Source organism: Geodermatophilus obscurus (assembly GCF_900115395.1).
In the GTDB taxonomy this organism is placed as follows: Bacteria; Actinomycetota; Actinomycetes; order Mycobacteriales; family Geodermatophilaceae; genus Geodermatophilus; species Geodermatophilus obscurus_B.
In genome coordinates this window covers 1-26134 of record NZ_FOWE01000007.1, presented here as the reverse complement: position 1 = coordinate 26134, position 26134 = coordinate 1, and the positions used below count along the sequence as shown (strand labels likewise).

Here is a 26134-nt window from a genome sequence, read left to right as displayed (position 1 = left end):
GTCAGTCCCGGGCGGACGGGGGAGTGCGGCGGCGCAGGACCAGGGTCAGGCCGCCGGCGAGCACGAGGGTGGCCGCGACGCCGACGACGCCGGCCAGCCCGCCGGAGACCCGTGCGTCGTCGACGCCGGCCACGCCGTAGTCGGCCAGCGGGGAGCCGGCGGCCGCGCTGTCCTGCGCGGTGTCGGCGAACCCGGACTCGCCGGCGGCCCACTCGAGACCGTCGGGGGAGGCGCTGGCGTGGTAGCTGACGACCCCCGCCACGAGCAGGGTGAGCAGCAGGCCGGTGAGCCAGAACGCGCGGCGGCTCATCGGACGGTCTCCCCGGCGCGCAGGCCCGGGCGGGTGGCGAGATCGGCGGGCCGCAGCAGGTGCGCCGCACCCCGGACCAGGTCGGGCCGGACGGAGAGCACCGCGCCCAGCACCGCGACGCTGATCAGCGCCTCGCCGATGCCGATGAGCACGTGGACCCCGCCCATCGCCGCGAGCACCGCCGTCAGCGAGACGTCGGCCACGCCGCCGACGGCGAACAGCCCGACGAAGGCGAGCGCGGCGGCCGGCACGGACAGGAACGCGCCCGCGCCGGCGGCGGCGAGCAGGCCCGTCCGGGTGCGCGGCAGCAGCCACACGAGCAGCCGGAAGACGCCGTAGCCGACGCCGACGGCGACCAGGCCCAGGAGGGTGACGTTGGTGCCGAGCGCGGTGAGCCCGCCGTCGGCGAAGAGCACCGCCTGGACGAGCAGCACCACGGTCATGCACAGCACCGCCGTCCACGGCCCGACCAGCACCGCCGTGAGCGCGCCGCCGACCAGGTGCCCGCTGGTGCCGGCGCCGACCGGGAAGTTGACCATCTGGACCGCGAAGACGAACGCCGCGGTGAGGCCGGCCAGGGGAGCGGCGCGGTCGTCGAGCTCGCGGCGGGCGCCGCGCAGGGCGAGGGTGACCGCCCCGGCGGCGAGGGCGCCGGTGGCCAGCGACGTCGGCGCGTCGAGGAACCCGTCGGGGACGTGCACGCGGACCTCCAGGGACCGGCCGGCGGGAGCGGCGGGCGCCGTCCCGCGGGCGACCTTATTGCACATCACTTGCAGGTGCACACGTCTCGCAGTCCCGCGGAGGCGGGAGCGCAACACGGCGGACACACGGGGGCCGGACACGCGGCGCGGAGTTCACCGTCCGGAAACGCGTCGACGACACCGTCGGAAACAAGGCCCCGGCACCGTGGACGCCGCAACGCCCGCCCCTCCCGGACACCGCCGGTGGCGGGCGCACCCAGACACACCCCCGGGGCTCCTCGCGCCCCGGGCCCGTTCCGTGGCCCCGCCCCGTCGCAGGGCCACCCCACTCGGTCAGGAGGTTGCCGTGGACACCGGTGACACCGCCTGGGTCCTGATCAGCGCCGCGCTGGTGCTGTTCATGACCCCGGGTCTGGCGCTCTTCTACGGCGGCATGGTCCGCGCCAAGAGCGTCCTCAACATGATGATGATGAGCTTCGGGGCACTCGCGCTGATCAGCGTGCTGTGGGTGCTCTACGGCTACTCGATGTCGTTCGGCGACGACGTCGGCGGGGGTCTCCTCGGCGACCCGTTCGAGTTCTTCGGCCTGTCCTCGCTGATCGGCACCGCCGGTCTGGACGGGGCGTTCGCGCCGGACAACCTGGTCTTCACCGTGCCCTCGCTGGCGTTCGTCGCCTTCCAGGGCGTGTTCGCCGTCCTCACCGTGGCGCTCATCTCCGGTGCCGTCGCCGACCGCGCCCGCTTCGGCCCGTGGATGGTCTTCGCCGGCGTCTGGGCCACGCTGGTCTACTTCCCGGTCGCCCACTGGGTCTTCGCCTTCGACGGGGCGGAGTCCGAGACCGGCGGCTGGATCGCCAACGACCTGCTGGCCATCGACTTCGCCGGCGGCACCGCGGTGCACATCAACGCCGGTGCCGCGGGCCTGGCCCTCGCGCTGGTGCTCGGCAAGCGCCGCGGCTTCGGCCGCGACCCGATGCGGCCGCACAACCTGCCGCTGGTCATGATCGGCGCGGGCATCCTCTGGTTCGGCTGGATCGGGTTCAACTCCGGCTCGGCGCTGGCCGCGAACGGCCAGGCGGCGGAGGTCTTCGTGACCACGCTCGCCGCCACCGGCGCCGCCACCCTCGGCTGGCTGCTCACCGAGAAGCTGCGCGACGGGCACGCCACCTCGCTGGGCGCGGCCTCCGGCGTCGTCGCCGGCCTGGTGGCCATCACCCCGGCCTGCTCCTCGGTCACCCCGCTCGGCGCGCTCGCCGTCGGCCTGGTCGCCGGTGTGGTGTGCGCCCTGGCCGTCGGCCTGAAGTACAAGCTCGGCTACGACGACTCCCTCGACGTCGTCGGTGTGCACCTCGTCGGCGGCCTCTGGGGCACCGTCGCGGTCGGCCTGTTCGCCTCCGCGGCCACGACCGCCGGCGTCGACGGGCTCCTCTACGGCGGCGGCGTCGACCAGCTGTGGCGGCAGGCGCTGGGCGCCCTCGCCGTCCTGGTCTACTCGTTCGTTCTGACCCTCGTGATCGGCGGCGTGATCGCCAAGCTCATGCGCTTCCGCATCACGGAGGAGGAGGAGGTCGCCGGCATCGACGGCGTCGTCCACGCCGAGACCGGGTACGACCTCGCGTCCCTGGGTGGTGGCGGTGGCGGCTCGGCCCTCACCGCCTCCGGTCAGACCCGCGCCGAGGCCCGGGGTACTAACCTCACCGACAGGAGCCGGGTGTGAAGCTCGTCACCGCCATCATCAAGCCGTTCAAGCTCGACGACGTCAAGGACGCCCTGGAGCTCATCGGCGTCACCGGCCTCACCGTCAGCGAGGTCCAGGGCTTCGGCCGCCAGCGCGGCCACACCGAGGTCTACCGGGGTGCGGAGTACCAGGTGGACTTCGTCCCCAAGGTGCGCATCGAGGTCGTCGTCGGCGAGATCGAGGCCGCACGGGTGGTGGACGCCGTCGTCGAGGCGGCCTCCACCGGCCAGATCGGCGACGGGAAGGTGTGGGTCACCACGATCGACGAGATCGTCCGCGTCCGCACCGGTGAGCGCGGCGAGGACGCGCTCTGACACGGGCACCGGCCCGGTGACCGACCGTCGGCCGGGGTGGTGAGCGGGCGGGTCCCGCGTCACCGCCCCGGCCGACGCCGTGAGGCCCCGACCCACCGACCGACAGGGGAGACCGTGCCCGACCTCGGCCCGCTGCCCGACCTGCCCCGCGCCGAGCGGGTGCAGCTCCTCGACACCTGGCTCGCCGGCCTGCTCACCGACGCGCTGGACGGCACCCCGCCGCCGCGGCAGGGCAGGGGCGGCCTGCCCCCGCGCACCGGGACCGACGGCGTCGCGCTGGTGGCCGTCGGCAGCCTGGGCCGGCGCGAGCCCCCGCCCCACGGCGACCTCGACCTGGTGCTCGTCCACGACGGCCGGCCCGAGGTGGCCGCCATCGCCGACGCCGTCTGGTACCCCATCTGGGACGCCGGCGTCCGGCTCGACCACTCGGTGCGCTCGGTCGCCGAGGCGGTCTCGGTGGCCTCCACCGACGTCAAGGCCGGCCTCGGCCTGCTCGACGCCCGCCTGGTCGCCGGCGACCCCGCCCTCGCCGCCACGCTGCGCAGCGCGACGCTGGCCAGCTGGCGGCAGTCGGCGTCGCGGCTGCTGCCCCAGCTGCGCGACCTGCGCCGCGGGCGGGCCCGGCAGGTCGGCGAGCTGGCCTTCCTGCTCGAGCCCGACCTCAAGGAGGCCTACGGCGGCCTTCGCGAGGGCCAGGTGCTGCGCGCGGTGGCCGCCGCCCAGCTCGGGGACGAGCCCTCCGCCGAGGTCGAGGCGGCCTACGCCTTCCTGCTCGACGTCCGCGACGAGCTGCGCCGCCGCTCCGGCCGCCCCACCGACGTGCTGGTCCGCCAGGAGCAGCGCCCGGTCGCCGCCGCGCTCGGCCTCGGGGACGACGGCGCCGCCGACGAGGACGTGCTGCTGCGCGAGGTGAGCCTCGCGGGGCGGCGGCTGGCGTTCGTCGCCGACGACACCTGGCGCCGGGTCGAGGCCGCGCTGGTCCGCCGTCCCCGGGCCCGCTACCGGCGGGTCCGCCGCGAGCCACTGGCCGAGGGCGTGGTGCGGCAGGGCGACGAGGTGGTGCTCGCCCGCGACGCCCGCCCGGCCGCCGACCCCGGGCTGGTCCTGCGCGGGGCGGCCGCCGCCGCGCGCGCGGACCTGCTGCTCTCGCCCTACACCCTCAAGGTGCTCGCCGTGCACTCCCCGCCGGTGCCCGAGCCGTGGCCGGCCGAGGTGCGCTGGTCGTTCCTGCGGCTGCTGGCCAGCGGGCGCTCGGCGGTGCCGGTGCTCGAGCAGCTGGACCAGGAGGGCCTGCTCGCCCGCCTCGTGCCCGAGTGGGACCGGGTGCGCTCGCTGCCGCAGCGCCACCCCTGGCACCGCTTCACCGTCGACCGGCACCTGGTCGAGGCCGCCGCGGCCGCCGCCGAGCTCACCCGCGACGTCGACCGGCCCGACCTGCTGCTGGTGTCGGCGCTGCTGCACGACATCGGGAAGGGCTGGCCCGGCGACCACAGCGTCGTCGGCCAGCCGATCGCGGCCGACGTCGCCGCCCGCATGGGGTTCACGGCGGCCGACGTCGCGGTCGTCGGCACCCTGGTGCGCCACCACCTGCTGCTGCCCGACACCGCCACCCGCCGCGACATCGACGACCCCGCCACCGTCGAGCGGGTCGCCGGCACCATCGGCGGGGACGGGCACGTCCTGCAGCTGCTGCACGCGCTGGCGCAGGCCGACGGCGCGGCCACCAGCACGTCGGCGTGGTCGCCGTGGAAGGCGCACCTGGTGGCGCACCTGGTGGCCCGCGTGCAGGCGCACCTCGGCGGCCCGGCCGTGGACGGGCCCGAGCCCGTGCTGCACCCGACCGAGCCGACGGTGACGCACCCCGGCGGGGACGGCGCGGTGACGGTGGGGGTCGAGGACGTCGCCGACGGCCAGCAGGTGACCATCGGGGCACCCGATGAGCAGGGCCTGTTCAGCCGGCTCGCCGGGGTGCTGGCGCTCAACCAGCTCGACGTCCGCGCCGCGAAGGTCAACGTCGTCGACGGCCGGGCGACGGCGGTGTTCGCCGTCCGCCCGCGGTTCGGCCGGGCGCCGCAGCCGGCGATCCTCGCCGACGCCGTGCGGGCGGCCCTGGAGGGGACGCTGCCGCTGGCCCAGCGGCTGCGCCAGCGCGAGGCCGACTACCGGCAGGACGCCGCCCGGTCGGCGCCGCCCCGCGTCTCCTGGCACGACTCGGAGGTCAGCGGGGAGGCGACGAGCATCGTCGAGGTGCGGGCCGGCGACCGGGCCGGTCTGCTGTACCGGCTCACCGCCGCCCTGGGGGCGGAGGGGCTCGACGTCACCTCGGCGCGCATCGAGACGCTGGGCGCCGACGCCGCCGACTACTTCTACGTGAGCAACCCCGCCGGCGGCCCGATCGACGCCGGCCAGCGCGGGCGGGTCGAGGCGGCGCTGGTCGCGGCCGCGCAGGGCGCGGTCCCCGACCCCGCGCACCGCGGGGGAGTGGACACGCCGGCCTGAGGTGCCCGGGACTGTCGGTGGCCCGTGCGACCGTCGGGTCGACGCGGGACGGAACGGTCCCGGCACCGAGGGGGAGAGGAGTCCGGCGTGGACGCGCAGCAGATCTGGCCCTGCCCCGCCTGCGGGGACGACGCGGTCTTCGAGCAGCCGCCGTGCGCCGACGGCCACGGGTCCGACGGCGGCGAGTGCCCCGAGTGGGCCTGCACCGGCTGCGGTGCCGCGTTCCTCTCCGGCGACCCCGGGCCCGCGGCCGAGGTGCTGGCGGCGCGGGCCGCCTGACGAAGGACCCCCGTGCCCCCCACCGCTCACGGGCTCGCGGCGGGGCCCTGCACGGGGGCCGTTCCATCACGTCACCGGAGGGTGAGTGCGACCCGGCCGGCGCCGGCGAGGGTGCCGTCCTCGACGAAGGCCACCCACCCGCCGCGCAGCAGCACCGTCTCGACCAGCTCGTCCACCACGTCGTCGACCACGTCGGGGTGCTCGACGTCCTCGGCGGGGACGAGGAAGTCGCCGTCCGGGCTCAGCCGCGCGGCGAGGGTGAAGCCCTCCTCCACGGCCAGCATCTCCGGCCGTTCCCGGCGGGCGGCGAGCCAGGCCGCGTCGATCCCCTCGACCACCGCGTTGCGGGAGCGCCGGTGGTCCAGGTGTGCCAGCGCCTCGTCCTGCCGCGAGAGCAGGTAGCCGTCGAGCACCGCGCGGACGCGCGGGACGAGCACCGTCGCCGGCGCGGTGGTCAGGTTCCCGGGGACCGTGCCCGCCAGCCGCCCGGTGTTGTGCGACAGCCGCCGGAACCGGCCGACCACCCGGTGACCCCCGACGAGGACCAGCGGGGCCGGGTGCAGGCGCAGGAAGGTCCCCAGCGCCCGGTCGACGCGGCGCAGGAAGGCGTCCCCCGCGTCGTCGTCGGCGGTCAGGGGGAACGGCGAGCGGGCCGGCGGTCGCAGCGTGCCGGCGCCGCCCTCCAGCAGCCGCGCCTCCCGCTCGGAGAGGAGCAGCACCAGGTGCCGCGGGATGCGGTGGAGTGCCCGCACGAGGTCGCGGGTGGCGAAGGTGGGGTCGACCACCACCCGGTCGGCCACCCGCACCGGCAGCCGGACGACCTGGCGCAGCGCCCGGTTCACGAACAGGGCGACCGCCGCGCCGGTGGGTCCGGTCCGGGCCTCGGCCACGAGTGCCTCCAGCGCGTCGGCGAGCTCGGGCGGGGCGCCGTCCCGGGCCAGCCGCACCCGGGCATCGGCCGCCAGGCGCTGCAGCGTCCGGGCGTCGGCGTCGGCCATGCGCGGTGCGGGAGTGGTGGAGGCCAGGAGCGACACGCACAGGTCGTCCCGCAGCGACTGCAGCAGGACCACCTGCTCGGGCGTCGGGCCGGTCGCGCGCGGCAGGGTGGCGGTCACGGCGCCGGCCAGCCCACCGGCACGGCGTCGAGCCGCCGGGCGAGGCGGGCGACGGCGCGGTCGAGGACGCGCTGCCGGCGCCGCCCGTGCAGGCCGCTCAGCCGGTGGACGGTGATCCGCGCCGGCACGCCGGCCGCCGCGGCGCGCTGCGTGACCAGGGCGACCAGCTCGGTGGCCTCGCGGTCGGCCTCCTCGCCGGGCCGGGCCCGGAGCGCGCCGCCCGGGGTGTGCGGCGTCCGGGGGAGCAGCAGGGCGGTGTGCACCTCGCGCCCGGTCTCCCGGGCGGAGGCGTGGGCCCCGTCGAGGGCGGCGAGCGCGCCCTCCCGGCCGGTCAGCGGCACCAGGAGGCGCGGTGGTGTGCCCGGCGTGCGGCGGGCGGGTGCGGCGTCCGCCGGCGCGGGGGGTGGCGGTGCGGGGATGGTCGCGATCACGGGCGTCTCCCACGGTGGGCGAGGTCTCCCCCGGTCCCTGCGGGACCGGCCGCGCCCGGGCCGGGGGGCCGGGACTGACGGGCGGCGGCTTCGCTGGTGCGGTCGGGTACTCCCCTCGCACGAACCACGATACGCGTAATCCAGTTCGCCCACAACGGTCCCGCCACCGGCCGGTGGCGCCCGCGCCCCGCGTACCGTGCCCGCGTGAGCGCCTCCTCGCCCGGCTGGACGTTCCTGTCCAACCACGGGCACGTGCTGGTCAGCCTCGCCGCCGACCCGGGGGCCCGGGTCCGCGACATCGCCGAGCGGGTCGGCATCACCGACCGCGCGGTGCAGCTCATCGTCGCCGACCTCGAGGCCGCCGGGTACGTCGAGCGCCGCAGGGTGGGCCGCCGCAACCACTACACCGTCGCCACGCACGGGCGGTTCCGGCACCCGCTGGAGCAGCACGTGCGCGTGGGTGACTTCCTCGCCCTGGTGGCCGGCTCGGCGCCCGCCCCGTCCGGGCACTGAGGGTCCGCCCGGCGCCGTAGGGACGGTCGCGGGGCGGCTTCTCGATACCCTGGGGTCAGGAGGCGCGAGGGTCCGGCCCGACGGACCCGTTCCGAGTCGCCGGCCGGTCCGGCCGGCGGACCGCGCCCGCGAGCTCTGACGAGGACGTGCTGTGTTCGAGACCCTCTCCGACCGCCTCGACAAGGTCTTCACCGGCCTGCGCGGCAAGGGCCGGCTGACCGACGCCGACATCGACGCCACCGCGCGCGAGATCCGCATCGCGCTGCTGGAGGCCGACGTCGCGCTGCCGGCGGTGCGCGCCTTCATCGCCGCGGTCAAGGAGCGGGCCCGCGGGGCGGAGGTCTCGCAGGCGCTCAACCCCGCGCAGCAGGTCATCAAGATCGTCAACGAGGAGCTCATCCAGATCCTCGGCGGCGAGACCCGCCGGCTGCGCTACGCCAAGCAGTCACCCACGGTGATCATGCTGGCCGGTCTTCAGGGCTCCGGGAAGACGACCCTCGCCGGCAAGCTGGGCCGCTGGCTCAAGGGCCAGGGCCACACCCCGCTGCTCGTGGCCTGCGACCTGCAGCGCCCCAACGCGGTCAACCAGCTGTCGATCGTGGCCCGGCAGGCCGGCGTCGACGTCTACGCGCCCGAGCCCGGCAACGGCGTCGGCGACCCGATCCGGGTGGCCGCGGACTCGATCGACCACGCCCGCCGCACGCTGCACGACGTCGTCGTCGTCGACACCGCCGGCCGGCTGGGCATCGACGCCGAGCTCATGGCGCAGGCCGCCGGCATCCGCGACGCCGTGCAGCCCGACGAGACGCTCTTCGTCGTCGACGCGATGATCGGCCAGGACGCCGTCACCACCGCCGAGGCCTTCCGCGACGGCGTCGGCTTCTCCGGCGTGGTCCTCACCAAGCTCGACGGCGACGCCCGCGGTGGTGCCGCGCTCTCGGTCCGCTACGTGACCGGGCAGCCGATCATGTTCGCCTCCACCGGCGAGAAGCTCACCGACTTCGACGTCTTCCACCCCGAGCGGATGGCCTCGCGCATCCTCGGCATGGGCGACGTGCTCACCCTCATCGAGCAGGCCGAGCAGGCCTTCGACGCCGACCAGGCCGAGAAGATGGCCGGCAAGCTGGCCAGCCGCGAGGGCTTCACCCTCGAGGACTTCCTCGAGCAGATGATGGCCATCCGCAAGATGGGCCCGATCGCCAACCTGCTCGGCATGCTGCCCGGCGCCGGGGCGATGAAGGAGCAGCTCAAGCAGGTCGACGACCGCGACCTCGACCGCACCGCGGCGATCATCCGCTCGATGACGCCGCAGGAGCGGGTCGACTCCAAGATCATCAACGCGTCCCGGCGGGTGCGCATCGCCAACGGCTCCGGCGTGACCGTCACCGAGGTCAACCAGCTGCTGGAGCGCTTCGCGCAGGCCCAGAAGATGATGGGCCAGATGGCCGGGAGCATGGGCATGCCCGGCATGGGCCCCATGTCGAAGAAGGCCCGCGGCCGCCAGATGCAGGCCCAGTCGTCGAAGAAGGGCAAGGGCAAGAAGGGCAAGGGCGGCAAGGCCCCCGCCCGCCGGCCGGCGGGCGCCCCGGGGCTGCCGCCCGGCGCCGGCAACCCCTTCGGCGGGCTGCCCGGCGGGATGCCGTCGCTGCCGCCGGGCCAGGCCCTGCCCGACCTGAGCAAGCTCGACTTCAGCAAGTTCGGGGACGAGCGGCCCGGGCGGTGAGCCCGGCCGCCCTGCACCTGTCCGGGGTCGTCCTCCCCGAGGGCGGGCACCGGGACCTGTGGGTCCGCGACGGCCGGTGGACGGCGGAGCCGGTGCCCGGCGCCGAGACCGTCGCCCGCGGCGGGTGGCTGCTGCCGGGCCTGGTCGACGCGCACTGCCACGTCGGCATCGGCCCCGGCGGAGCACCCGTCGAGGACCCCGCCGGCCTGCGCGGGCAGGCGCTGGCCGAGCGCGACGCCGGCGTGCTGGCACTGCGCGACTGCGGCTCGCCGGTCGACACCCGGGCCCTCGACGACGAGCCCGACCTGCCGACGATCGTCCGGGCCGGGCGGCACATCGCGCGGACCCGCCGCTACATCCCCGGCCTGGCGGTGGAGCTCGAGCCCGAGGACCTCGTCGCCGAGGTGCGGGTGCAGGCCCGTCGCGGCGACGGCTGGGTCAAGCTGGTCGGCGACTGGATCGACCGGTCGGCCGGCGACCTCGCGCCGGAGTGGCCGGCCGACGTGCTCCCGGCCGCGATCGCGGCCGCGCACGAGGAGGGTGCCCGGGTCACCGCGCACACCTTCGGCGCCGACGCCCTGCCCGGCCTCGTGCGCGCCGGCATCGACTGCATCGAGCACGGCACCGGCCTCACCGAGGACCTGCTGGGGGAGATGGCCGCCCGTCGCACCGCCGTCGTCCCCACGCTGGTCAACGTGGAGAACTTCCCCGGCTTCGCGGCCGCGGGGGAGAAGCGCTTCCCCGCCTACGCCAGCACGATGCGGCGGCTGTACGCGGGCTCGGGCGCCGTCGTGCGCGCGGCCTACGAGGCCGGGGTGCCGGTGTTCGCCGGCACCGACGCCGGCGGCGGCATCGCGCACGGCCGGATCGCCGACGAGGTGCACGCGCTGTGCCGGGCCGGCCTGCCCGCCGAGGCGGCGCTGGCGGCGGCGTCGTGGTCGGCGCGCGCCTGGCTCGGGCTGCCCGGGATCGAGGAGGGCGCGCCGGCCGACGCCGTCGTCTACGACGCCGACCCGCGCGCCGACCTCGACGTCCTGGCCCGGCCGCGGCTCACCCTGCTGCGCGGCCGCGTCGTCTGAGGCGGCTCACCGCTTCTGGCCGGCGCGGAACAGCGCGACGGCCTTCCCGATGCGCCGCTGCCGCGTCTCGGCCGTCTTCGCGCCGTTCACCGTGTCCACGTGGTACCGCTGCAGGCTGTTGGACAGCGTCGCGAAGAAGGCGCCCGCCTGCTCGTCCGCGGCCAGCGCGGCGGCGAGGTCGGCGGGGACGTCCACCTCGCGCGGGGTGTCGGCGAGCGTCAGCGTGACCCGGACCGGGTCCCCGGCCGTCAGCCCGGTGGCCTGCCGGACCGCGGCGCTGACGCTGACGAGGTACCGGCCGCCCATCACGGCCACGGTGCTGCGGTAGGCGTGACCGTCGAGGTCGACCAGGACCGGCGGCCGTCGCCCGGCCCCCAGCTGCTCGACCAGCTCCGGCGGCACCTCGATGCCGGTGTTGTTGCCGCTGGCGGCCAGCGTCGTCTCGAAGGTCACGCTGCGCTGCTCGGTCACGGCACTCAGCCTCCTGGGGGATCGGCCGGTCGGGGGTCGGAGGGGAGACCCTGGCACGCCGCCGGGCTCATCGGCCGCGAACCCGCTCGACCGGCCTGGGAGACTCGTCGCGTGCTGTTGCGGATGTCCACGCTGTTCCTGCGCACGCTGCGCGACGACCCGGCCGACGCCGAGGTCCCCAGTCACCGGCTCCTGGTCCGGGCCGGCTACATCCGGCGGGCCGCGCCGGGCGGCTTCACCTGGCTGCCGCTGGGCTACCGGGTCTTCCGCAACGTCGAGCGCGTCGTCCGCGAGGAGATGGACCGGATGGGCGCCCAGGAGGTGCACTTCCCGGCGTTGCTGCCCCGCGAGCCCTACGAGGCGACCGGGCGCTGGACCGAGTACGGCCCCAACCTCTTCCGGCTCCAGGACCGGCGGGGGGCGGACTTCCTGCTCGGCCCCACCCACGAGGAGATGTTCACGCTCCTGGTGAAGGACCTGTACTCGTCGTACAAGGACCTGCCGCTGTCGATCTACCAGATCCAGGACAAGTACAGGGACGAGGCGCGGCCCCGGGCCGGGCTCTTCCGCGGGCGCGAGTTCACGATGAAGGACAGCTACTCCTTCGACGTCGACGACGCCGGCCTCGACGCCTCCTACGCCGCGCACCGCGAGGCCTACATCCGGATCTTCGACCGGCTGGGCCTCGAGTACGTCATCGTCTCGGCGATGTCCGGGGCCATGGGCGGGTCGAGGAGCGAGGAGTTCCTGCACCCCACCGCGATCGGCGAGGACACCTTCGTCCGCTCGCCCGGCGGCTACGCGGCCAACGTCGAGGCGGTGCGCACCGTCGTCCCCGACCCGGTGCCCCTCGACGGCCTGCCCGAGGCCCACGTCGAGGACACCCCCGACACCCCGACCATCGAGACGCTGGTCGACGTCGCCCGGCAGCTGTTCCCCGACGCCGGGTACACCGCCGCGGACACGCTCAAGAACGTCGTCGTGACGCTGGTCCACCCCGACGGCACCCGCGAGCCGCTCGTCGTCGGCATCCCCGGCGACCGCGAGGTCGACGCCAAGCGGCTGGAGGCGCAGCTGGCACCGGCGGAGGTGGAGCCGTTCACCGACTTCGAGCGGCACCCCGCCCTCGTCAAGGGCTACATCGGCCCCCAGGTGCTCGGCAAGGACAGCGAGTCGGGCATCCGCTACCTCGTCGACCCGCGCGTGGTCCCCGGCACCCGGTGGATCACCGGCGCCAACGCGCCCGGCAGGCACGTGTTCGACCTGGTCGCCGGCCGCGACTTCGCCTGGGACGGCACCGTCGAGGCCGCCGAGGTGCTGCCCGGTGACCCCGCGCCCGACGGCTCCGGCCCGCTCGAGCTCGCCCGCGGCGTCGAGATCGGCCACATCTTCCAGCTCGGCCGCAAGTACGCCGACGCGCTGGGCCTGCAGGTGCTCGACGAGAACGGCAGGCTCGTCACCGTCACCATGGGCTCCTACGGCATCGGGGTCTCGCGCGCCGTCGCCGCGATCGCCGAGTCCACCCACGACGAGCTGGGCCTGGTCTGGCCGCGCGAGATCGCCCCGGCCGACGTGCACGTCGTCGCCACCGGCAAGGACGCCGCGGTGTTCGAGGCCGCGCAGGCGCTGTCCGACGAGCTGGTCGCCGCCGGCCTGACCGTGCTCTACGACGACCGGCCGAAGGTGAGCCCCGGCGTGAAGTTCAAGGACGCCGAGCTGCTCGGCATGCCGACGATCGTCACCGTGGGCCGCGGGCTGGCGCAGGGCGTCGTCGAGGTGCGCGACCGCGCGACGGGCGAGCGCGCGGAGGTGCCGGTGGCCGACGCCGCGGCCACCGTGCTCGCCGCGGTCCGGAGCTGACGGGCCCCGCCGGGATCAACGGAAGGACCTCCCTGCCCCCCACCGCTCGCGGGCTCGGGCGGGTCCCTGCAGGGAGGCCGGCGGTCAGCCGGGGACGGCGACCAGTTCGACCTCGTACCCGTCGGCGTCCTCGAGGTAGGCCGCCCGGTGGTCGGGGCCCCCGGCGAACGGGTGGCGGTCGGCGAACAGCAGGCGCCACCCGTGCGCCGGCGCGTCCGCGACGAGGGCATCGAGGTCAGCGGGCGTCCCCGCCCAGAACGCCAGGTGGTTGAGGCCCGGCCGGAGCCGCTCGTGCGTGCCGGCGGTGAGCGCGGGTGACTGCTCGACGACGACGTAGACCCCGTCCAGCCGCCAGGACCGGCCGTGCTCCCACGACTGGTAGGGCGCCGCGCCCAGGGCGGTGAGCAGCCACCCCCACGAGCGCTCGGCGCGGGCGAGATCGGGCACCCACAGCTCCACGTGGTGGAGCAGACCCCGGCTGGTCACTGCGTGCCTCCCCGCATCTGGCATCATGGTCGGTCGAACACGGCGGTGCGCGGCCCTCTCACCGCTGCCGGCCGTGTCCCTGGCTCCGCCCCGGCGTACCCCCACGCGTCGCTCCGGCGAGCACCGTCAGACAGCGTTCGAGGAGAACACGAGCCACCGTGGCCACCAAGATCAAGCTCATGCGCCTGGGCAAGATGCGCGCCCCGTACTACCGCATCGTCGTCGCCGACTCGCGCACCAAGCGCGACGGCCGCTCGATCGAGACGATCGGCAAGTACCACCCGAAGGAGGACCCCTCCTTCATCGAGGTCGACAGCGAGCGTGCGCAGTACTGGCTCGGCGTCGGCGCGCAGCCGACCGAGGCCGTCGCGGCGATCCTCCGGGTCACCGGTGACTGGCAGAGGTTCAAGGGCGAGCCGGCCCCGCCGCCCATGAAGGTCGCCGCCCCCAAGCCCGACCGCAAGGCCCTCTACGAGGAGGCCGTCCGCGGCAACGGCGACGAGCCGGCCGCGGGCGCCACCACCCCGAAGAAGAAGGCCGCTCCCAAGGCCGACGCCCCTGCCGACGGTGCCGCCCCCGCGGACGCCGCCGCCGAGACGCCCGCCGCCGAGTAAGACGTGCTCGAAGAGGCGCTCGAGCACCTGGTCAAGGGCATCGTCGACCACCCGCGCGACGTCACCGTCGACATGGTGGGCGGCCGCCGCGGCAAGACGCTCGAGGTCCGGGTGCACCCCGACGACCTCGGCAAGGTGATCGGCCGCGGCGGGCGCACCGCCAAGGCCCTGCGCACCGTCATGGCCGGCGTCGGCGGCCGCGGCCTGCGGGTCGACGTCGTCGACACCGACGGGCGCTGACCGGCTCCGTCCCCGACGTGGGACCCGCTCCCCAGGACACCGTGGTGGTCGGCCGCATCGGCCGGCCCCACGGTGTCCGTGGTGAGGCGACGATCGAGGTCCGCAGCGACGACCCCGACGCCCGCTTCCGCGTCGGTACCGTGCTGCGGACCGACCCCGCCGACCGCGGGCCCCTGACCGTCGCCGGCGCGCGCTGGCACCGCGAGGTGCTGCTGCTGGCGTTCGAGGGCTACGACTCCCGCGAGGAGATCGAGACCCTCCGCGACACCCTGCTCGAGGTCCCGGTCGCCGACCTGCCGGCGCTGGAGGACCCTGACACGTACTACGACCACCAGCTCGTCGGCCTGGCCGCCCGGCTCCCCGACGGCACGCCGCTGGGCGAGGTCGCCGCCGTCCGCCACGAGGGTGCCGACCTGCTGGTCGTGCACCGCGTCGAGGGCGGCGAGCTGCTCGTGCCCTTCGTCAGCGCGATGGTGCCCACGGTGGACCTGGCCGCCGGCGAGGTCGTCGTCGACCCGCCCGAGGGGCTGCTCGACCTGTGACCTTCCGGATCGACGTCGTCACGATCTTCCCCGACTACCTCGCCCCGTTGCGGCAGTCCCTGCTCGGCCGGGCCGCCGAGCGCGGGCTGGTCTCCGTCGGGGTGCACGACCTGCGGCAGTGGACCGACGACGTCCACCGCACCGTCGACGACGCCCCCTACGGCGGCGGGCCCGGCATGGTGATGCGCCCCGAGCCGTGGGCGCGGGCGCTGGCCGACGTCCGCCCGCCCGGCACGCGGCTGGTCGTCCCCACGCCGGCCGGGCGCCCGTTCACCCAGGCCGTCGCCGCGGAGTGGGCGGCCGAGCCCGGTCTGGTGTTCGCCTGCGGCCGCTACGAGGGCATCGACCAGCGCGTCGCCGAGTGGGCCGCGCAGGACGGGCCCGTCTCCGAGGTCTCCATCGGCGACTACGTGCTGGCCGGCGGCGAGTCGGCGGTGCTGGTGATGGTCGAGGCGGTCACCCGGCTGGTCCCCGGGGTCGTCGGCAACCGGGAGTCGGTCGAGTTCGACTCGCACGCCGACGGGCTGCTCGAGGGCCCCTCCTACACCCGCCCGGCCTCGTGGCGCGGCCTCGACGTCCCCGCGGTCCTGCTCTCCGGCGACCACGCCGCCGTGGCGCGCTGGCGCCGGGCGGAGTCGCTGCGGCGCACCGCAGACCGCCGTCCCGACCTGCTCGCCGCACTGCCCGAGGACGCGCTGTCACCGGACGACCGGGCGGTCCTGGGCGGTGACTGACGACCGGGTGGGTGGGCGAGCGATCGTGCGCCCCACGGCGCGGGTGGTCGTCCTCGACCCCGACGGCCGGGTGCTGCTCCTCGGCGCACGGCTGACCGACCCCGCGATCCCGCCCGGTGACGTGCTGTTCTGGTACACGCCCGGCGGGGGAGTGGAGGACGGCGAGAGCGTCCGCGTGGCCGCCGCCCGCGAGCTCGCCGAGGAGATCGGCCTCGTGGTCGACCCCGCCGCGCTCGAGGGCCCGGTGTGGCTGCGCCGCCACGTCGGCCCCTTCGCCGGGGTCGACGTCGACAGCCGCGAGACCTTCTTCGTCCTCCGCGACGTCGTCCACGAGGTCGACCCGGCCGGCCGCACCGAGCTGGAGCTGCTCGGCGAGGAGCCGCACCGCTGGTGGACGGCCGGGGAGATCGCCGCCAGCGGCGAGGAGTTCGCGCCAGGAGAGCTCGGCGCGGTGCTGCCGGAGCTGCTCGCCGGGCCGTGGCGCCGGCCACCCCGTGTCGTGGACTGACCCCCGCGTCCCGGGCCGCGCTCGGCAGTCCGGCGGGGATGTGGCACAGTAGAGAGTCGCTGCAGACCGGAGGCGCCCGCCGACGGGTCCCCGGAGTCGCAGCCCCCTGGTCCGGAGCGCGGGGTGTCCCGCTGCCCGGACCGACGACGAGCCACTGCTGAGACCGAGGACAAGCTGCGATGAACACCCTGGACGTACTCGACGCCGACTCGCTGCGCGACGACATCCCCGAGTTCCGCCCCGGGGACACCGTCAAGGTGCACGTCCGCGTCGTCGAGGGCAACCGCTCGCGCATCCAGGTCTTCCAGGGCGTGGTCATCCGCCGCCAGGGTGGCGGGATCCGCGAGACCTTCACCGTGCGCAAGGTCAGCTTCGGCGTGGGCGTCGAGCGCACCTTCCCCGTGCACACACCGGTCGTGGAGAAGATCGAGGTGCTGACCCGCGGTGACGTCCGCCGGGCGAAGCTGTACTACCTCCGTGAGCTGCGCGGCAAGGCCGCCAAGATCAAGGAGAAGCGCGAGACCGTCACGCGCTGACGACTCCGCACGACGCGAGGCGCCGGCCCGACCCGGCCCTCCCACGGCGGGTCCCCCGCGGCCGTACGCTGGCTCCCGATGAGCAGCGACCGGTCCGGGGGACCCGCCGACGTCGTCCCGGGGGAGGACCCGCCGCCGCCGGGTGCCGCGGGGCACCGGGCCTCCTGGTGGCGCCGTCCGGCCGAGCCGGAGAAGAAGAGCTCCCTGCTGCGCGAGCTGCCCGTCCTGCTGGTCGTGGCCTTCGTGCTCGCGCTGCTGGTGAAGACGTTCCTGGCACAGGCCTTCTTCATCCCGTCCGGGTCGATGGAGCAGACCCTGCACGGCTGCCCCGGCTGCACGGGCGACCGGGTGCTGGTCAACAAGGTCCCGTACTGGTTCGGCGAGCCCGAGCCCGGCGACATCGTGGTGTTCGAGGGGCCCGACACCTGGACGCCCGAGGTCGACATCCAGGAGCCCTCCAACTGGTTCACCGGCGCCCTGCTCTGGCTGGGCCGCACCGTGGGTGTGGCGCCGCCGAGCGAGGACGACTACGTCAAGCGGGTCATCGCGACCGGCGGGCAGACCGTGCAGTGCTGTGACGCCGAGGGCCGGGTCACCGTCGACGGCGAGCCGCTCGACGAGCCCTACGTCTTCGAGAACACCCCGATCGAGAGCCGCGCCTTCGGCCCCGTGACCGTGCCCGAGGACCGGCTGTGGGTGATGGGTGACCACCGCTCGGCCTCGGCGGATTCGCGGTCGCACGTCGGCGACCGCTACGGCGGCACGATCGCCGTCGACGACGTCATCGGCAAGGCCGCGCTCATCGTGTGGCCGGTGGACCGTTTCGGCACCCTCGACTCCCCGGACATCCAGGCCGCCCGCGCCGCCGCGGTCTCCGGCGCGGTGGGCCAGGCGCTGCCCCTCACCGCCGGGGTGGTCGGCGCGTTGCCGGTGGCCCTGTGGAGCCGTTCCCGCCGCCTGCGCCGCCCGCCACCGGGCTGACCTCCCCGTCTCCTCCTCCGACGGCGCCGTCCCGCACCCGGGGCGGCGCCGTCGTCGTCGCAGGAGTGGTGGGGACCATTCACAGAATGGTCGTCACCATGTCGACAATGTGGAATCGATCGCCGGGGAGTGTTACTCCCGTGACGTGGGACGCGAACACCGGGTGGCGAAGAAATCTCCGAAAAGCATTCAAGGAGTCGCCAATACCGCCCGATGGGGTAATCGAGAGCAACTCGGTTCCCCGAAATGGAGTAAGTCGTGTCCGCACCCCTGGCGAGCGCCACCCGCGGCGTCACCCGCGTGCTCCTCCTCGCCGACGCCCCCGTCCTGCGCCGCGGCCTGGTCGGCATGGTCAACGAGACCGCCGGCATGCAGTCGGTGGGCACCCCGGGCGAGCTGCGCCGAGCCCTGACCCTCGTCGAGACCGCCCGTCCCGACGCCGTGGTCGTCGAGCTGGGTGCCGGCCGCGCTGCCACCCTCAACGTGATCCGCGACCTGCGCCGCCGCTTCCCCCGGGTCGCCGTCGTCGCCCTGGCCACCTCCGAGGACCCGGCCGTGGTCAACGAGGCCGTCGCCGCCGGCGTCCGCGGGTACCTCCTGCTCAACACCTCGCCGACCCTGCTCGGCTGGGCGATCCTGGCCGCCCGCGCCGGCCGCACGGTCGTCGACCCGCAGATCCGCCGTGTCGAGGCCGCCGCCGCCCCGGTCGGCAAGCCGCTCACCCCCGAGGTGCCGCTGACCCGCCGCGAGCAGGACGTCCTCGACGAGCTGCTGCAGGGCCAGTCCAACCGGCAGATCGGCCGCAACCTCTTCATCAGCGAGGACACCGTCAAGTCCCACGTCAAGGCGATCCTGCGCAAGCTGGGTGCCCGCGACCGGGCGCACGCGGTCTCGCTGGTCCTGTCCTCCCGCGGCTCGGCGTCCTGCACCTGCGGCGCCCACCGCGTCACCGCGCCGGCTTCGGTGGAGGTCTGACGACCCACCCCTCCTCGTCCGGACCGTCCGCCTCCTCGGCGGTCCCGACCGCGGGCCCTGCGGCCCGCTCCGGTCCACGGGCCGGTCCCCTCTGCCCCCGGGGACCGGCCCGTGGTCGTTCCGGCCGACGGCCCGGCCGGCCCGTCGGCACGGCGTCGTAGTGTCGGACGGCGATGGCAGGCCGTCTTCCCCCCGCTCACCGGGCCGCCGCGACGCCGGCCGCCCGCACCCGCCCTCCCGACCCGTCCGGGCCCGGCGACCCCGTCCCCGACGACGCGCTGTGGGACATGGAGCGCTCGCTGCGCCGTCGCGGCTTCTCCGCCGTGGCCGGCGCCGACGAGGCCGGTCGCGGCGCCTGCGCCGGCCCGCTGGTGGCCGCCGCCTGCGTGCTGCCCGCCGGCCGCCGGGGCCGCGTCCCCGGGCTCGCGGACTCCAAGCTGCTGACCGCCGCCGCCCGGGACCGCGTCTACGACGAGGTGGTCGACCGCGCGGTCTCGTGGTCGGTCGTCGTCATCCCGGTCGCCGACCTCGACGCGCGCGGCATGCACGTGACCAACCTCGAGGCGCTGCGCCGGGCGGTGTGCGCGCTCGACCCCGCCGCCGACTATGTGCTCACCGACGGCTTCCCCGTGCCCGGCCTGGGCGTGCCGAACCTGGCCGTGTGGAAGGGCGACCGGGTCGCGGCCTGCGTGGCGGCCGCCTCGGTGCTGGCCAAGGTGACCCGGGACCGCATCATGCTCGACCTGCACGAGCGCTTCCCCGAGTACGACTTCGCCGTGCACAAGGGCTACACGACGGGGACGCACACGGCCGCGCTGGAGCGTCACGGACCCTGTCCCGAGCACCGGTCGCGGTTCGTCAACGTCGTCCGAGCCCGCGACGCGCACGCCGGACGGGAACTCCAGCTCACCGGTCCGGGCGGCATGGTCGATGATGGGGGCATGCGCACGATCTCCGGAGAGCCGCGATGAGCACCGAGGACCTGGAGAAGTACGAGACCGAGATGGAGCTGCAGCTCTATCGCGAGTACCGGGACATCGTCCGGCAGTTCACCTACGTGGTGGAGACCGAGCGGCGCTTCTACCTGGCCAACTCCGTCGACCTGCAGGTCCGCGAGGCCGGCGGCGAGGTGTTCTTCGAGCTCAAGCTCTCCGACGCCTGGGTCTGGGACATGTACCGGCCGGCCCGCTTCGTGCGCAACGTCCGGGTGCTGACGTTCAAGGACGTCAACGTCGAGGAGCTCGACAAGCCCGACCTCGAGCTGCCCGACGGCCCGCGCATCACCTGATCCGGTCCTCACGCCCCGGACGCTGACCGGCGGGGCCGACGGGACCGGCGCGCCCGTCCACAGCCCCCGCCGCCGTCCACAGACCACCGGCGCAGCCGCACGGGCGGGGTGCGCCGGGCGACGGTCGGCGGGTGTCCACCACCTCCGAACTCGGCAGCCGCGGTGAGGCGATCGCCGCGACCTACCTCACCGACGCCGGGCTGCGCGTCCTCGACCGCAACTGGCGCTGCCGCGACGGCGAGCTCGACATCGTCGCCCGGGACGGCGGGGCGATCGTCTTCTGCGAGGTGAAGACCCGCCGTGCCACCGGCTTCGGCCACCCGGTCGAGGCGGTGCCGGTCACCAAGCAGCGGCGCCTGCGCACGCTGGCCCAGCGCTGGCTGGCCGCGCACGACGAGCACGCGCCGGACCTGCGCTTCGACGTCGTCGGCGTGCTCGTCCGCCCCGCCGGCCCGGCCGTGGTGACGCACCTGCGCGGGGCCTTCTCGTGACCCTCGCCCGCACCTGGTCGGTCGGCCTGGCGGGGGTCACCGGGGCGCTGGTGGAGGTCGAGGTGGACATGTCCGCCGGTCTCCCGGGCGTCGTGCTCGTCGGCCTGCCCGACGCCGTGGTGCGCCAGTCGGTGGACCGCGTCCGCGCCGCCGTCGTCAACACCGGTGCGGCGTGGCCGATGCGCCGGATCACCATCGGGCTCTCCCCGGCCGCCATGCCGAAGCAGGGGAGCGGGTTCGACCTAGCGATATCTGAACTGAGACACTGCTATGCATGCGCCGTCGTGCCGTCCTTTACAGCCGGATCAGCAAGGACCGGGAGGGCGCCGGTCTAGGCGTCGACCGGCAACGCCAGGACTGCGCTGAGCTTGCTGAACGTCTCGGCTGGGGCGTCGTTGCCCACCACTCGGACAACGACCTCTCCGCCTACTCGGGACGCCCCCGGCCCGGCTACCACGCTCTCCTCGATGACCTGCGGCGCGGACGCGCCGACGCCGTCGTCGTCTGGCACACCGATCGGCTCCACCGTCGTCCCGTAGAGCTCGAGGAGTACATCGACGTCTGCGACCCCCGCGGCGTCATCACCCAGACTGTCAAGGCCGGTCCACTTGACCTCGCCACACCCTCGGGGCGGATGGTGGCCCGCATGCTAGGCAGCGCCGGCCGGTACGAGGTCGAGCACATGATCGAGCGTCAGCAGGCCGCGAAGCTCCAGGCCGCCACGGCCGGCCGCTGGAAGGGCGGCCGGAGGCCGTTCGGCTACGAGCCAGACGGGGTCGCGCTGCGCGAGGCCGAGGCCGAGGAGATCCAACGCGCCACCGATGACCTGCTGGCGGGCATGAGTCTGCACGCGATTGCCCGCGACTGGAACGCCCGCGGGGTCACGACGTCGACCGGAGGTCAATGGAAGGCGACCGAGGTCCGAAAGCTGCTCACCCGCCCGCGGAATGCCGGGTTGATGGAGCACCGCGGCGAGGTCGTCGGCAAGGCTCAGTGGCCAGCAATCGTCGACGAGTCCCTGTGGCAGGCTGCCCGGGCGTTAATGAGTGACCCGTCGCGCCGCACGACGACTGGGAATGCCCGTCGCTGGCTTGGGGGAGGGCTCTACCGGTGCGGGGTCTGCGGGGCGACCTTGCGGGCGACCACGGGGGGCACGGGCGGCCTCGGTCGGGGGAGTGTCGCCGCGTACCGCTGTGAACAGGGTGCGCATGTCGTGCGCCGCTGCGCGCAGCTGGACGCCTTCGTGGAGGCCCTGGCGGTTGAGCGGCTGTCGCAGCCTGACGCGGCGGACCTTAGCGCGCCGGACTCGGCGGACGACACGTCGGCAGTGCACGCCGAGCGGCTTGCTGTTCAGGCCCGGCTTGATGAGCTGATTGACCGGTTCGCTGTCGGGCAAGTCACCGGCCAGCAACTGCAGCGCGGCACGGCCACGCTCCGCGGGCAGCTCGACGCGCTGGATGCCCGCCTGGCCGCCGCCGGTGTCTCAGCTCTCGCCGGCATTGCAGGGCCATCGGCGGCCGACGTATGGCCCCCGCTCGACCTGTCCCGGCGACGCGCCATCATCGATGTGCTGATGACGGTGACGGTGCACCGAGCCCGTCGCGGACGTCCGCCCGGGTGGCGGCCAGGGGAGTCCTACTTCGACCCCCGCGGCATCGAGATCACCTGGAAGGCAGGCTGACTGCGCTCGCGCGCCCCGGCCGTCGTGCTGACGGCGCTCATCTAATGGGGCTTTACTAAGCCCGGCGCGAAGGGTGTCCTGTACATCAAAACCTGCGGATCTGGACGAGGGGGTGCTGCAGGTCTGGAGCGGCCGGCTTGTGTCGCTCAGTGGGCCGCGGAGGAACTGACGGGAAGGGCGGCGCGGTAATGGAACCAGGTCCGGCCCCGGATGTCCCGCGCCTCGACCGGGCCCGTCACCACAAGCTTGGACCAGTCGGGCGGCTCGCCGTTGGGATGCTGCTCCCGCAGCGCCGCGCGCAGTCCCGCCGTGGCTCGCTCCGCATGTGGGTACGGCAGGGCGGTTGTGGCTTCGACGGTGGGCATGACCTCATCGTTGTGAATGCCGTGCCCGCGGCGGCTGGTCTGCCACTAGTCATCGCCCGGCGGAGTGGTTGGCGTCCCAGCCCCTTGCCCTCGGGTCACGGCCTTGCACCGTTCACTCAGATGCGGCACGCGCGCGTCCGGTGACGGCCTACGGGACGCACTCGCCGACGCGGACTACGGGTGACCACGTGAATCGCTGTGGACGACGGGCCGGCGGGGGAGGAGTCGGTGGAGCTGAACGTGGCTGACCGCCGACAGTCCCCGGCACACCGCCAGCCCACCGCTCACTCCGGAAGGCCTCGAATGGGCCGTGGACGCGAATGAGCTGCGCGGGTCGCACTCGAGCGGTGGGTCGTCGACATCGAGGCGATGTGGGGTCCGATGTCCGGGGAGCCAACTGAAGGTCGCAAGATCGAGGCCGTCACCAACTACGCCACCGGCGGTGCGCCCATCAACGGTGTCCTCGCAGCCGTCCCGCCCGCGGTAGCGGACGGCGCCCTACGTGTCGACGGAGGCATCCGCGACTGGTGATGCCCACCGGTCCCGAGGCAGGCGCCATGGCCACGGAGGCCCCTGCAGGGGATCGTGCCGAGCCCGACGGGGGGAGGAGTCGAATTCCCGGCCTGGGGCGGGTCGCGCCGTAAGCCGCTGCGCTGGTTCGCTCTGCTGCGGCCGACGTTGACGGCCGCCACCGGGCCCGCCTCTCGTTCGGCACCCGCACATGGGGGAACTACATCCGCTCTCAGCGGGACGTCATCTCCGGCAAGGACGTATGCAGCTCACTGTGGGATCACCAGCTGACATTGACATGCACTGACCCGCATTAGATCCTCGTGACGCACGACCGCTGCTGGCTACGGGCCGGGCGACAGGCGTTGAGCAATCAGTCCCCCGGGACTGCGGGCTCGACCCGTCCCCGGGAGACCCTTGGTGACAGCCCCCCGCCCCCCTGCTGCGGTCTGCGGCAGCGACCTCTACACCATCGGCGAACTGGTCGCCCGCTGGCCAGCCTTCTCGCGCAGGCACATCGAGCACCTCCTGCACCGCCGCCGGCTCGGCTGTTATCGGGTCGGCCGGCGCGTCTTCATCAGCGAGCAGGAGTTCGCTGCCTTCATCGCCGTGGGCCGTGTGGAGCCGACGCAGTGAGTGCCCCAGCTACGGCCGCCTGCACACACCAGACGACCACCGCTACGTCCCTGGCTGACTACGTCGCCCGGGTGGTAGCGGCTGCGCCGCCGCTGTCCGAGCATCAGCGCGCACGGGTCCAACTCCTCCTTCGGGGATGTCCCCGGACGTGAGCCGCAACGATACCGGGTCGGCCGGGGCTCCACCCCCAGCCGACCCGGACACCGAGTCGCACCCTGCACAGGCACCGCTCGCCGCCGAGGGTAGCGGCGACGCCGGACAATCCACGAGACCACGACAACACGTAATCGCCGATCACTGTGTCGCCGTCCGCGACGGCGGCGACGCGTGCCCTCAGTGCGCCATACCGGCCGCGAACCGACGCCACGACCCCGACCGCAGACCGGCTGTGGCGCCGTCTCCGACGGGCGCTGCGCAGGCGCTGCTGGGAGGCGACCACTGTTGGCTGGCCGCAGCCCGGACCGTGCTCCTGCACATGGCCGAGGGCGGCGGGGAGCTTGTTGTCGACAACCTCGGCGCTTACAACCCGTCGACCGTGTCTCGCCGGGACCGACTGATCGCCCATGCGCGTCTCCGCGGCCTCATGGTTCCGGTGGGCTATCGGCAGTCGCGTCCTGGTCGCGCCGGCAGTGCCTGCCGGACGTGGCACGGCGTCGCCCAAATCCCGGAGCACCGATGAGCTGGCCACGGGACGCATGGACTGACGCAGTGTGGAACTCAACCACTCTCAAGCCGCTCGAGCGACTGGTGGCCCTCGTCTACGCGAAGTACGCAGGCGACAGTGACATCGCATGGGTCACGTTCCCCGTGCTGATGCAGCGGACCGGACTGTCCCGGGACGCCGCCTCGCGGGCCCTGCGCGGCCTCGAATCCAAGGGCTGGCTGGTGCTGGTGGAGCGCGCTCGCCAACACCACTCCGCCCGCTACCGGCTGCAGATCCCGACCGTCCCGGACGAGGAGAAGGCAGCCAGCAAGAAGTCTCAGCCGTCCGCCTTGCAGACTGCTGAGGCAGAGCAGGCGTCCGCCTCCCGGACTGCTGGGACTTCTGAATCGTCCGTCTCGCGGACGGCTGAAAGAACTGCCAGCCGTCCGCTGGACGCGCTCAGCCGTCCGTCTCTCGACACGAGCAGTCCGGCAGACGGACCAGAGACTTCGGAGAGAACCCAGAACACCACCACCGACGCACCCAGCGGCCTGGCGGTTGATAGAGGCCTCCTCGACGTCATTCGCGCCAACCTGCCGGCGGCGCTCGCTGCACAGGTCTCCCGACCCCGCCTCCACGTCGCAAGCACCCGGCTCGCTGTTCTCGGGTGGACCAGCGACAGCCTTGGCCCACTGGTCGCCCACCACGGCTGGGACCGTGCTGGCGCCGGCGCCGTCATCGCCTGGCTCGACGGGCTGCAGCACCCCAGCGACGAATTCCAGTCACTGACGCCTCACCGGCCGACGCCTGCCGTCGTAGCCCTTCGGCCAGGGCCCACCGGACACACATTCGAGAGCGCCCGGACCGACGTTGATGAGTGCCTGCGATGCGGGCTCCCCGCCGCGAACAGCTCCCACCGGCGAGCGACGCCGTATCGACTCGACTCTTATCGCAGCCGGGCCGGAGTGTCCCCGTGAGCCGCACCCGGCCCAACCACCCGCGCACGCCGCCACCTCACCGACGGCAGCGTCAAACGGCGCCGTCCAGCACCACAGTGGGGCGTCAACACATGACCCCCACCCCACCGTCGCATCCGAGAATCGCCAGTCCACCGAGAGCGCCCAGACGTCGCGCCTCTGCCCGGCACGGGGACACCGCCGCCGCCGAGCGTTTCCTCCGGCGAGTGCGGCAAGAGTGCGGCAGGAGTGCGGCAGTAATGAGGGGCTCCTCGAGCGCATCTAGGCCTGCTCGACCGCAGTCTCGCGGTGGTGCCCAACGAGGAGGAACCCACCAGACCGTGCATGTCTTCGGCCACGACCTGCTCATGCAGCGCACCCGCGACCGATTCAAGAATCGCCTGCCCGAGTTCCGCAGGCTGATCGACGACTGGGCCGACGACTACGCCACCCAGGGATGGCCCCCGGACACCCCCCGCTATTTCCTCGTCCCCTACGGGCAGCAGCTCGCCGAGATCGGCGCCGCCGACCGGCTCACGAGCATGGCCACCGACCCGGCCCGGCACGACCGCATGCGAGTCCGCACCAACACGGACGCCGCTGCCCTCGCCGAGGTCGAACGAGCCCAACAGCTCCTGGTCGACCAGCCGGAGCCCGACCTCACCGCACTCGTCCTCCTGGTTGTCGAACACGACCGGCTCGCCCAACGCAGCCAGGCCATCCCCACCGATCTCCCAGGGCTGTGGGCTCGCCTCGGTCATCCACACCGTGCAACCGCCCTCGCCGGGACAATCCGCAGACCCGAGGAGCAGGCCCGGGCGCTGACCGGCGTGGCCGGGGCGCTGGCCGCCGCCGGCCAGGTCGACCGCGCCGGGCGGGTGGCGGCCGAAGCCGAGCAGGTAGCCCGCGCCATCC

The 26134-nt window shown here is 74.4% G+C and carries 31 protein-coding genes; 24 read left to right on the top strand and 7 right to left on the bottom strand.

From position 1 onward, the window contains the following. Nucleotide 1 precedes the first annotated feature (1 nt). Nucleotides 2–310, bottom strand: a complete 309-nt coding sequence (locus tag BM165_RS24810) for a PDGLE domain-containing protein (RefSeq protein ID WP_177225205.1) — start codon at nucleotides 308–310, stop codon at nucleotides 2–4. Next, nucleotides 307–1011: an energy-coupling factor ABC transporter permease gene (locus BM165_RS14545; protein WP_177225204.1), complete on the bottom strand. Its 705-nt coding sequence runs from the start codon at nucleotides 1009–1011 to the stop codon at nucleotides 307–309. The genes BM165_RS24810 and BM165_RS14545 overlap by 4 nt, the downstream gene beginning before the upstream one ends. Before the next feature lie 346 nt (nucleotides 1012–1357). On the opposite strand from BM165_RS14545, the gene BM165_RS14540 reads away from it, so the two are divergent. The 4 genes from BM165_RS14540 (at nucleotide 1358) to BM165_RS14525 (ending at nucleotide 5841) form a co-directional block, all read left to right on the top strand. Then, complete coding sequence (locus BM165_RS14540; RefSeq protein ID WP_075014283.1) at nucleotides 1358–2728, top strand: ammonium transporter; 1371 nt, start codon at nucleotides 1358–1360, stop codon at nucleotides 2726–2728. After that, the gene (locus tag BM165_RS14535; protein ID WP_075014282.1) at nucleotides 2725–3063 is read left to right on the top strand and encodes a P-II family nitrogen regulator; all 339 of its coding nucleotides are present in this window, start codon (nucleotides 2725–2727) and stop codon (nucleotides 3061–3063) included. The genes BM165_RS14540 and BM165_RS14535 overlap by 4 nt, the downstream gene beginning before the upstream one ends. 114 nt (nucleotides 3064–3177) lie before the next feature. Then, nucleotides 3178–5562 carry a [protein-PII] uridylyltransferase gene (locus BM165_RS14530; protein WP_075014281.1) on the top strand — a complete coding sequence of 795 codons (2385 nt, stop codon included), beginning with the start codon at nucleotides 3178–3180 and terminating at the stop codon, nucleotides 5560–5562. An 87-nt stretch (nucleotides 5563–5649) separates the two neighbouring features. Beyond that, the gene (locus BM165_RS14525; protein ID WP_075014280.1) at nucleotides 5650–5841 is read left to right on the top strand and encodes a hypothetical protein; all 192 of its coding nucleotides are present in this window, start codon (nucleotides 5650–5652) and stop codon (nucleotides 5839–5841) included. Nucleotides 5842–5912: 71 nt separating this feature from the next. Here BM165_RS14525 and BM165_RS14520 read toward each other — a convergent pair whose 3' ends face one another. Further along, complete coding sequence (locus tag BM165_RS14520) at nucleotides 5913–6956, bottom strand: baeRF3 domain-containing protein (protein ID WP_075014279.1); 1044 nt, start codon at nucleotides 6954–6956, stop codon at nucleotides 5913–5915. Further along, on the bottom strand, nucleotides 6953–7387 hold the full coding sequence (locus tag BM165_RS14515) for a hypothetical protein (RefSeq protein ID WP_075014278.1): 435 nt from the start codon (nucleotides 7385–7387) through the stop codon (nucleotides 6953–6955). The genes BM165_RS14520 and BM165_RS14515 overlap by 4 nt, the downstream gene beginning before the upstream one ends. A 204-nt stretch (nucleotides 7388–7591) precedes the next feature. On the opposite strand from BM165_RS14515, the gene BM165_RS14510 reads away from it, so the two are divergent. The 3 genes from BM165_RS14510 (at nucleotide 7592) to BM165_RS14500 (ending at nucleotide 10702) form a co-directional block, all read left to right on the top strand. Next, nucleotides 7592–7900 (top strand): helix-turn-helix transcriptional regulator, encoded by a 309-nt coding sequence (locus tag BM165_RS14510; RefSeq protein WP_075014277.1) that lies wholly within the window; start codon nucleotides 7592–7594, stop codon nucleotides 7898–7900. Nucleotides 7901–8051: 151 nt separating this feature from the next. Further along, nucleotides 8052–9623: a signal recognition particle protein gene (gene ffh / locus BM165_RS14505; protein WP_075014276.1), complete on the top strand. Its 1572-nt coding sequence runs from the start codon at nucleotides 8052–8054 to the stop codon at nucleotides 9621–9623. Further along, nucleotides 9620–10702: an amidohydrolase family protein gene (locus tag BM165_RS14500; RefSeq protein WP_177225203.1), complete on the top strand. Its 1083-nt coding sequence runs from the start codon at nucleotides 9620–9622 to the stop codon at nucleotides 10700–10702. The genes ffh and BM165_RS14500 overlap by 4 nt, the downstream gene beginning before the upstream one ends. A 6-nt stretch (nucleotides 10703–10708) precedes the next feature. Here the strand turns inward: BM165_RS14500 and BM165_RS14495 are convergent, their stop codons facing one another. Beyond that, complete coding sequence (locus BM165_RS14495) at nucleotides 10709–11173, bottom strand: YdeI/OmpD-associated family protein (RefSeq protein ID WP_244274233.1); 465 nt, start codon at nucleotides 11171–11173, stop codon at nucleotides 10709–10711. 111 nt (nucleotides 11174–11284) lie between these two features. On the opposite strand from BM165_RS14495, the gene BM165_RS14490 reads away from it, so the two are divergent. Then, nucleotides 11285–13033: a proline--tRNA ligase gene (locus BM165_RS14490; protein WP_075014275.1), complete on the top strand. Its 1749-nt coding sequence runs from the start codon at nucleotides 11285–11287 to the stop codon at nucleotides 13031–13033. A gap of 84 nt (nucleotides 13034–13117) precedes the next feature. On the opposite strand, the gene BM165_RS14485 is transcribed toward BM165_RS14490, so the two are convergent. Further along, nucleotides 13118–13519, bottom strand: coding sequence for a VOC family protein (locus BM165_RS14485; RefSeq protein ID WP_208976752.1), 402 nt, complete (start codon nucleotides 13517–13519; stop codon nucleotides 13118–13120). Between the two features lie 158 nt (nucleotides 13520–13677). Between BM165_RS14485 and rpsP the strand changes: the two genes are divergently transcribed. The 13 genes from rpsP to BM165_RS14420 all read left to right on the top strand — a co-directional run bounded on the left by rpsP (nucleotide 13678) and on the right by BM165_RS14420 (nucleotide 22109). After that, nucleotides 13678–14133, top strand: coding sequence for a 30S ribosomal protein S16 (rpsP, locus tag BM165_RS14480; protein ID WP_075014274.1), 456 nt, complete (start codon nucleotides 13678–13680; stop codon nucleotides 14131–14133). A 3-nt stretch (nucleotides 14134–14136) separates the two neighbouring features. After that, the gene (locus BM165_RS14475; protein WP_075014273.1) at nucleotides 14137–14373 is read left to right on the top strand and encodes an RNA-binding protein; all 237 of its coding nucleotides are present in this window, start codon (nucleotides 14137–14139) and stop codon (nucleotides 14371–14373) included. A 17-nt stretch (nucleotides 14374–14390) separates the two neighbouring features. Continuing rightward, nucleotides 14391–14915, top strand: coding sequence for a ribosome maturation factor RimM (gene rimM, locus BM165_RS14470; RefSeq protein ID WP_083427374.1), 525 nt, complete (start codon nucleotides 14391–14393; stop codon nucleotides 14913–14915). Next, nucleotides 14912–15649, top strand: a complete 738-nt coding sequence (gene trmD / locus BM165_RS14465) for a tRNA (guanosine(37)-N1)-methyltransferase TrmD (protein ID WP_075014271.1) — start codon at nucleotides 14912–14914, stop codon at nucleotides 15647–15649. Before rimM ends, trmD begins: the two co-directional genes overlap by 4 nt. Then, nucleotides 15642–16157, top strand: a complete 516-nt coding sequence (locus BM165_RS14460) for an NUDIX hydrolase (protein ID WP_244274232.1) — start codon at nucleotides 15642–15644, stop codon at nucleotides 16155–16157. Before trmD ends, BM165_RS14460 begins: the two co-directional genes overlap by 8 nt. Before the next feature lie 179 nt (nucleotides 16158–16336). Beyond that, nucleotides 16337–16693 (top strand): 50S ribosomal protein L19, encoded by a 357-nt coding sequence (gene rplS, locus BM165_RS14455; RefSeq protein ID WP_075014270.1) that lies wholly within the window; start codon nucleotides 16337–16339, stop codon nucleotides 16691–16693. Nucleotides 16694–16771: 78 nt separating this feature from the next. Further along, complete coding sequence (lepB, locus tag BM165_RS14450) at nucleotides 16772–17674, top strand: signal peptidase I (RefSeq protein WP_075014269.1); 903 nt, start codon at nucleotides 16772–16774, stop codon at nucleotides 17672–17674. Nucleotides 17675–17932: 258 nt separating this feature from the next. Then, complete coding sequence (locus BM165_RS14445; RefSeq protein WP_075014268.1) at nucleotides 17933–18649, top strand: response regulator transcription factor; 717 nt, start codon at nucleotides 17933–17935, stop codon at nucleotides 18647–18649. Nucleotides 18650–18822: 173 nt separating this feature from the next. Then, complete coding sequence (locus BM165_RS14440) at nucleotides 18823–19620, top strand: ribonuclease HII (protein ID WP_083427373.1); 798 nt, start codon at nucleotides 18823–18825, stop codon at nucleotides 19618–19620. Next, nucleotides 19617–19937, top strand: a complete 321-nt coding sequence (locus BM165_RS14435; RefSeq protein ID WP_073421822.1) for a DUF2469 domain-containing protein — start codon at nucleotides 19617–19619, stop codon at nucleotides 19935–19937. Before BM165_RS14440 ends, BM165_RS14435 begins: the two co-directional genes overlap by 4 nt. A 131-nt stretch (nucleotides 19938–20068) precedes the next feature. Continuing rightward, nucleotides 20069–20428 carry a YraN family protein gene (locus tag BM165_RS14430; protein WP_075014266.1) on the top strand — a complete coding sequence of 120 codons (360 nt, stop codon included), beginning with the start codon at nucleotides 20069–20071 and terminating at the stop codon, nucleotides 20426–20428. Then, complete coding sequence (locus tag BM165_RS14425) at nucleotides 20425–20763, top strand: magnesium chelatase domain-containing protein (RefSeq protein WP_244274231.1); 339 nt, start codon at nucleotides 20425–20427, stop codon at nucleotides 20761–20763. The genes BM165_RS14430 and BM165_RS14425 overlap by 4 nt, the downstream gene beginning before the upstream one ends. Beyond that, on the top strand, nucleotides 20703–22109 hold the full coding sequence (locus tag BM165_RS14420) for a recombinase family protein (RefSeq protein WP_075014265.1): 1407 nt from the start codon (nucleotides 20703–20705) through the stop codon (nucleotides 22107–22109). The genes BM165_RS14425 and BM165_RS14420 overlap by 61 nt, the downstream gene beginning before the upstream one ends. Before the next feature lie 146 nt (nucleotides 22110–22255). Here the strand turns inward: BM165_RS14420 and BM165_RS14415 are convergent, their stop codons facing one another. Next, complete coding sequence (locus BM165_RS14415) at nucleotides 22256–22474, bottom strand: hypothetical protein (RefSeq protein WP_075014264.1); 219 nt, start codon at nucleotides 22472–22474, stop codon at nucleotides 22256–22258. A 930-nt stretch (nucleotides 22475–23404) separates the two neighbouring features. On the opposite strand from BM165_RS14415, the gene BM165_RS14410 reads away from it, so the two are divergent. The 3 genes from BM165_RS14410 to BM165_RS14400 form a co-directional block, all read left to right on the top strand. Then, nucleotides 23405–23620, top strand: coding sequence for a MerR family transcriptional regulator (locus tag BM165_RS14410; RefSeq protein ID WP_075014263.1), 216 nt, complete (start codon nucleotides 23405–23407; stop codon nucleotides 23618–23620). A 675-nt stretch (nucleotides 23621–24295) separates the two neighbouring features. Beyond that, nucleotides 24296–25240, top strand: a complete 945-nt coding sequence (locus BM165_RS14405) for a helix-turn-helix domain-containing protein (RefSeq protein WP_083427372.1) — start codon at nucleotides 24296–24298, stop codon at nucleotides 25238–25240. 320 nt (nucleotides 25241–25560) lie between these two features. Then, the coding region (locus BM165_RS14400) for a hypothetical protein (RefSeq protein WP_208976751.1) at nucleotides 25561–26134 on the top strand (574 nt) is incomplete at its 3' end.

Coding starts and splice junctions, on each gene's coding strand:
- BM165_RS24810 (WP_177225205.1), bottom strand. CDS start 310: ATGAGCCGCCGCGCGTTCTGGCTCACCGGCCTGCTGCTCACCCTGCTC.
- rplS (WP_075014270.1), top strand. CDS start 16,337: ATGAACACCCTGGACGTACTCGACGCCGACTCGCTGCGCGACGACATC.
- lepB (WP_075014269.1), top strand. CDS start 16,772: ATGAGCAGCGACCGGTCCGGGGGACCCGCCGACGTCGTCCCGGGGGAG.
- BM165_RS14440 (WP_083427373.1), top strand. CDS start 18,823: ATGGCAGGCCGTCTTCCCCCCGCTCACCGGGCCGCCGCGACGCCGGCC.
- BM165_RS14435 (WP_073421822.1), top strand. CDS start 19,617: ATGAGCACCGAGGACCTGGAGAAGTACGAGACCGAGATGGAGCTGCAG.
- BM165_RS14420 (WP_075014265.1), top strand. CDS start 20,703: ATGCGCCGTCGTGCCGTCCTTTACAGCCGGATCAGCAAGGACCGGGAG.
- BM165_RS14415 (WP_075014264.1), bottom strand. CDS start 22,474: ATGCCCACCGTCGAAGCCACAACCGCCCTGCCGTACCCACATGCGGAG.
- BM165_RS14405 (WP_083427372.1), top strand. CDS start 24,296: ATGAGCTGGCCACGGGACGCATGGACTGACGCAGTGTGGAACTCAACC.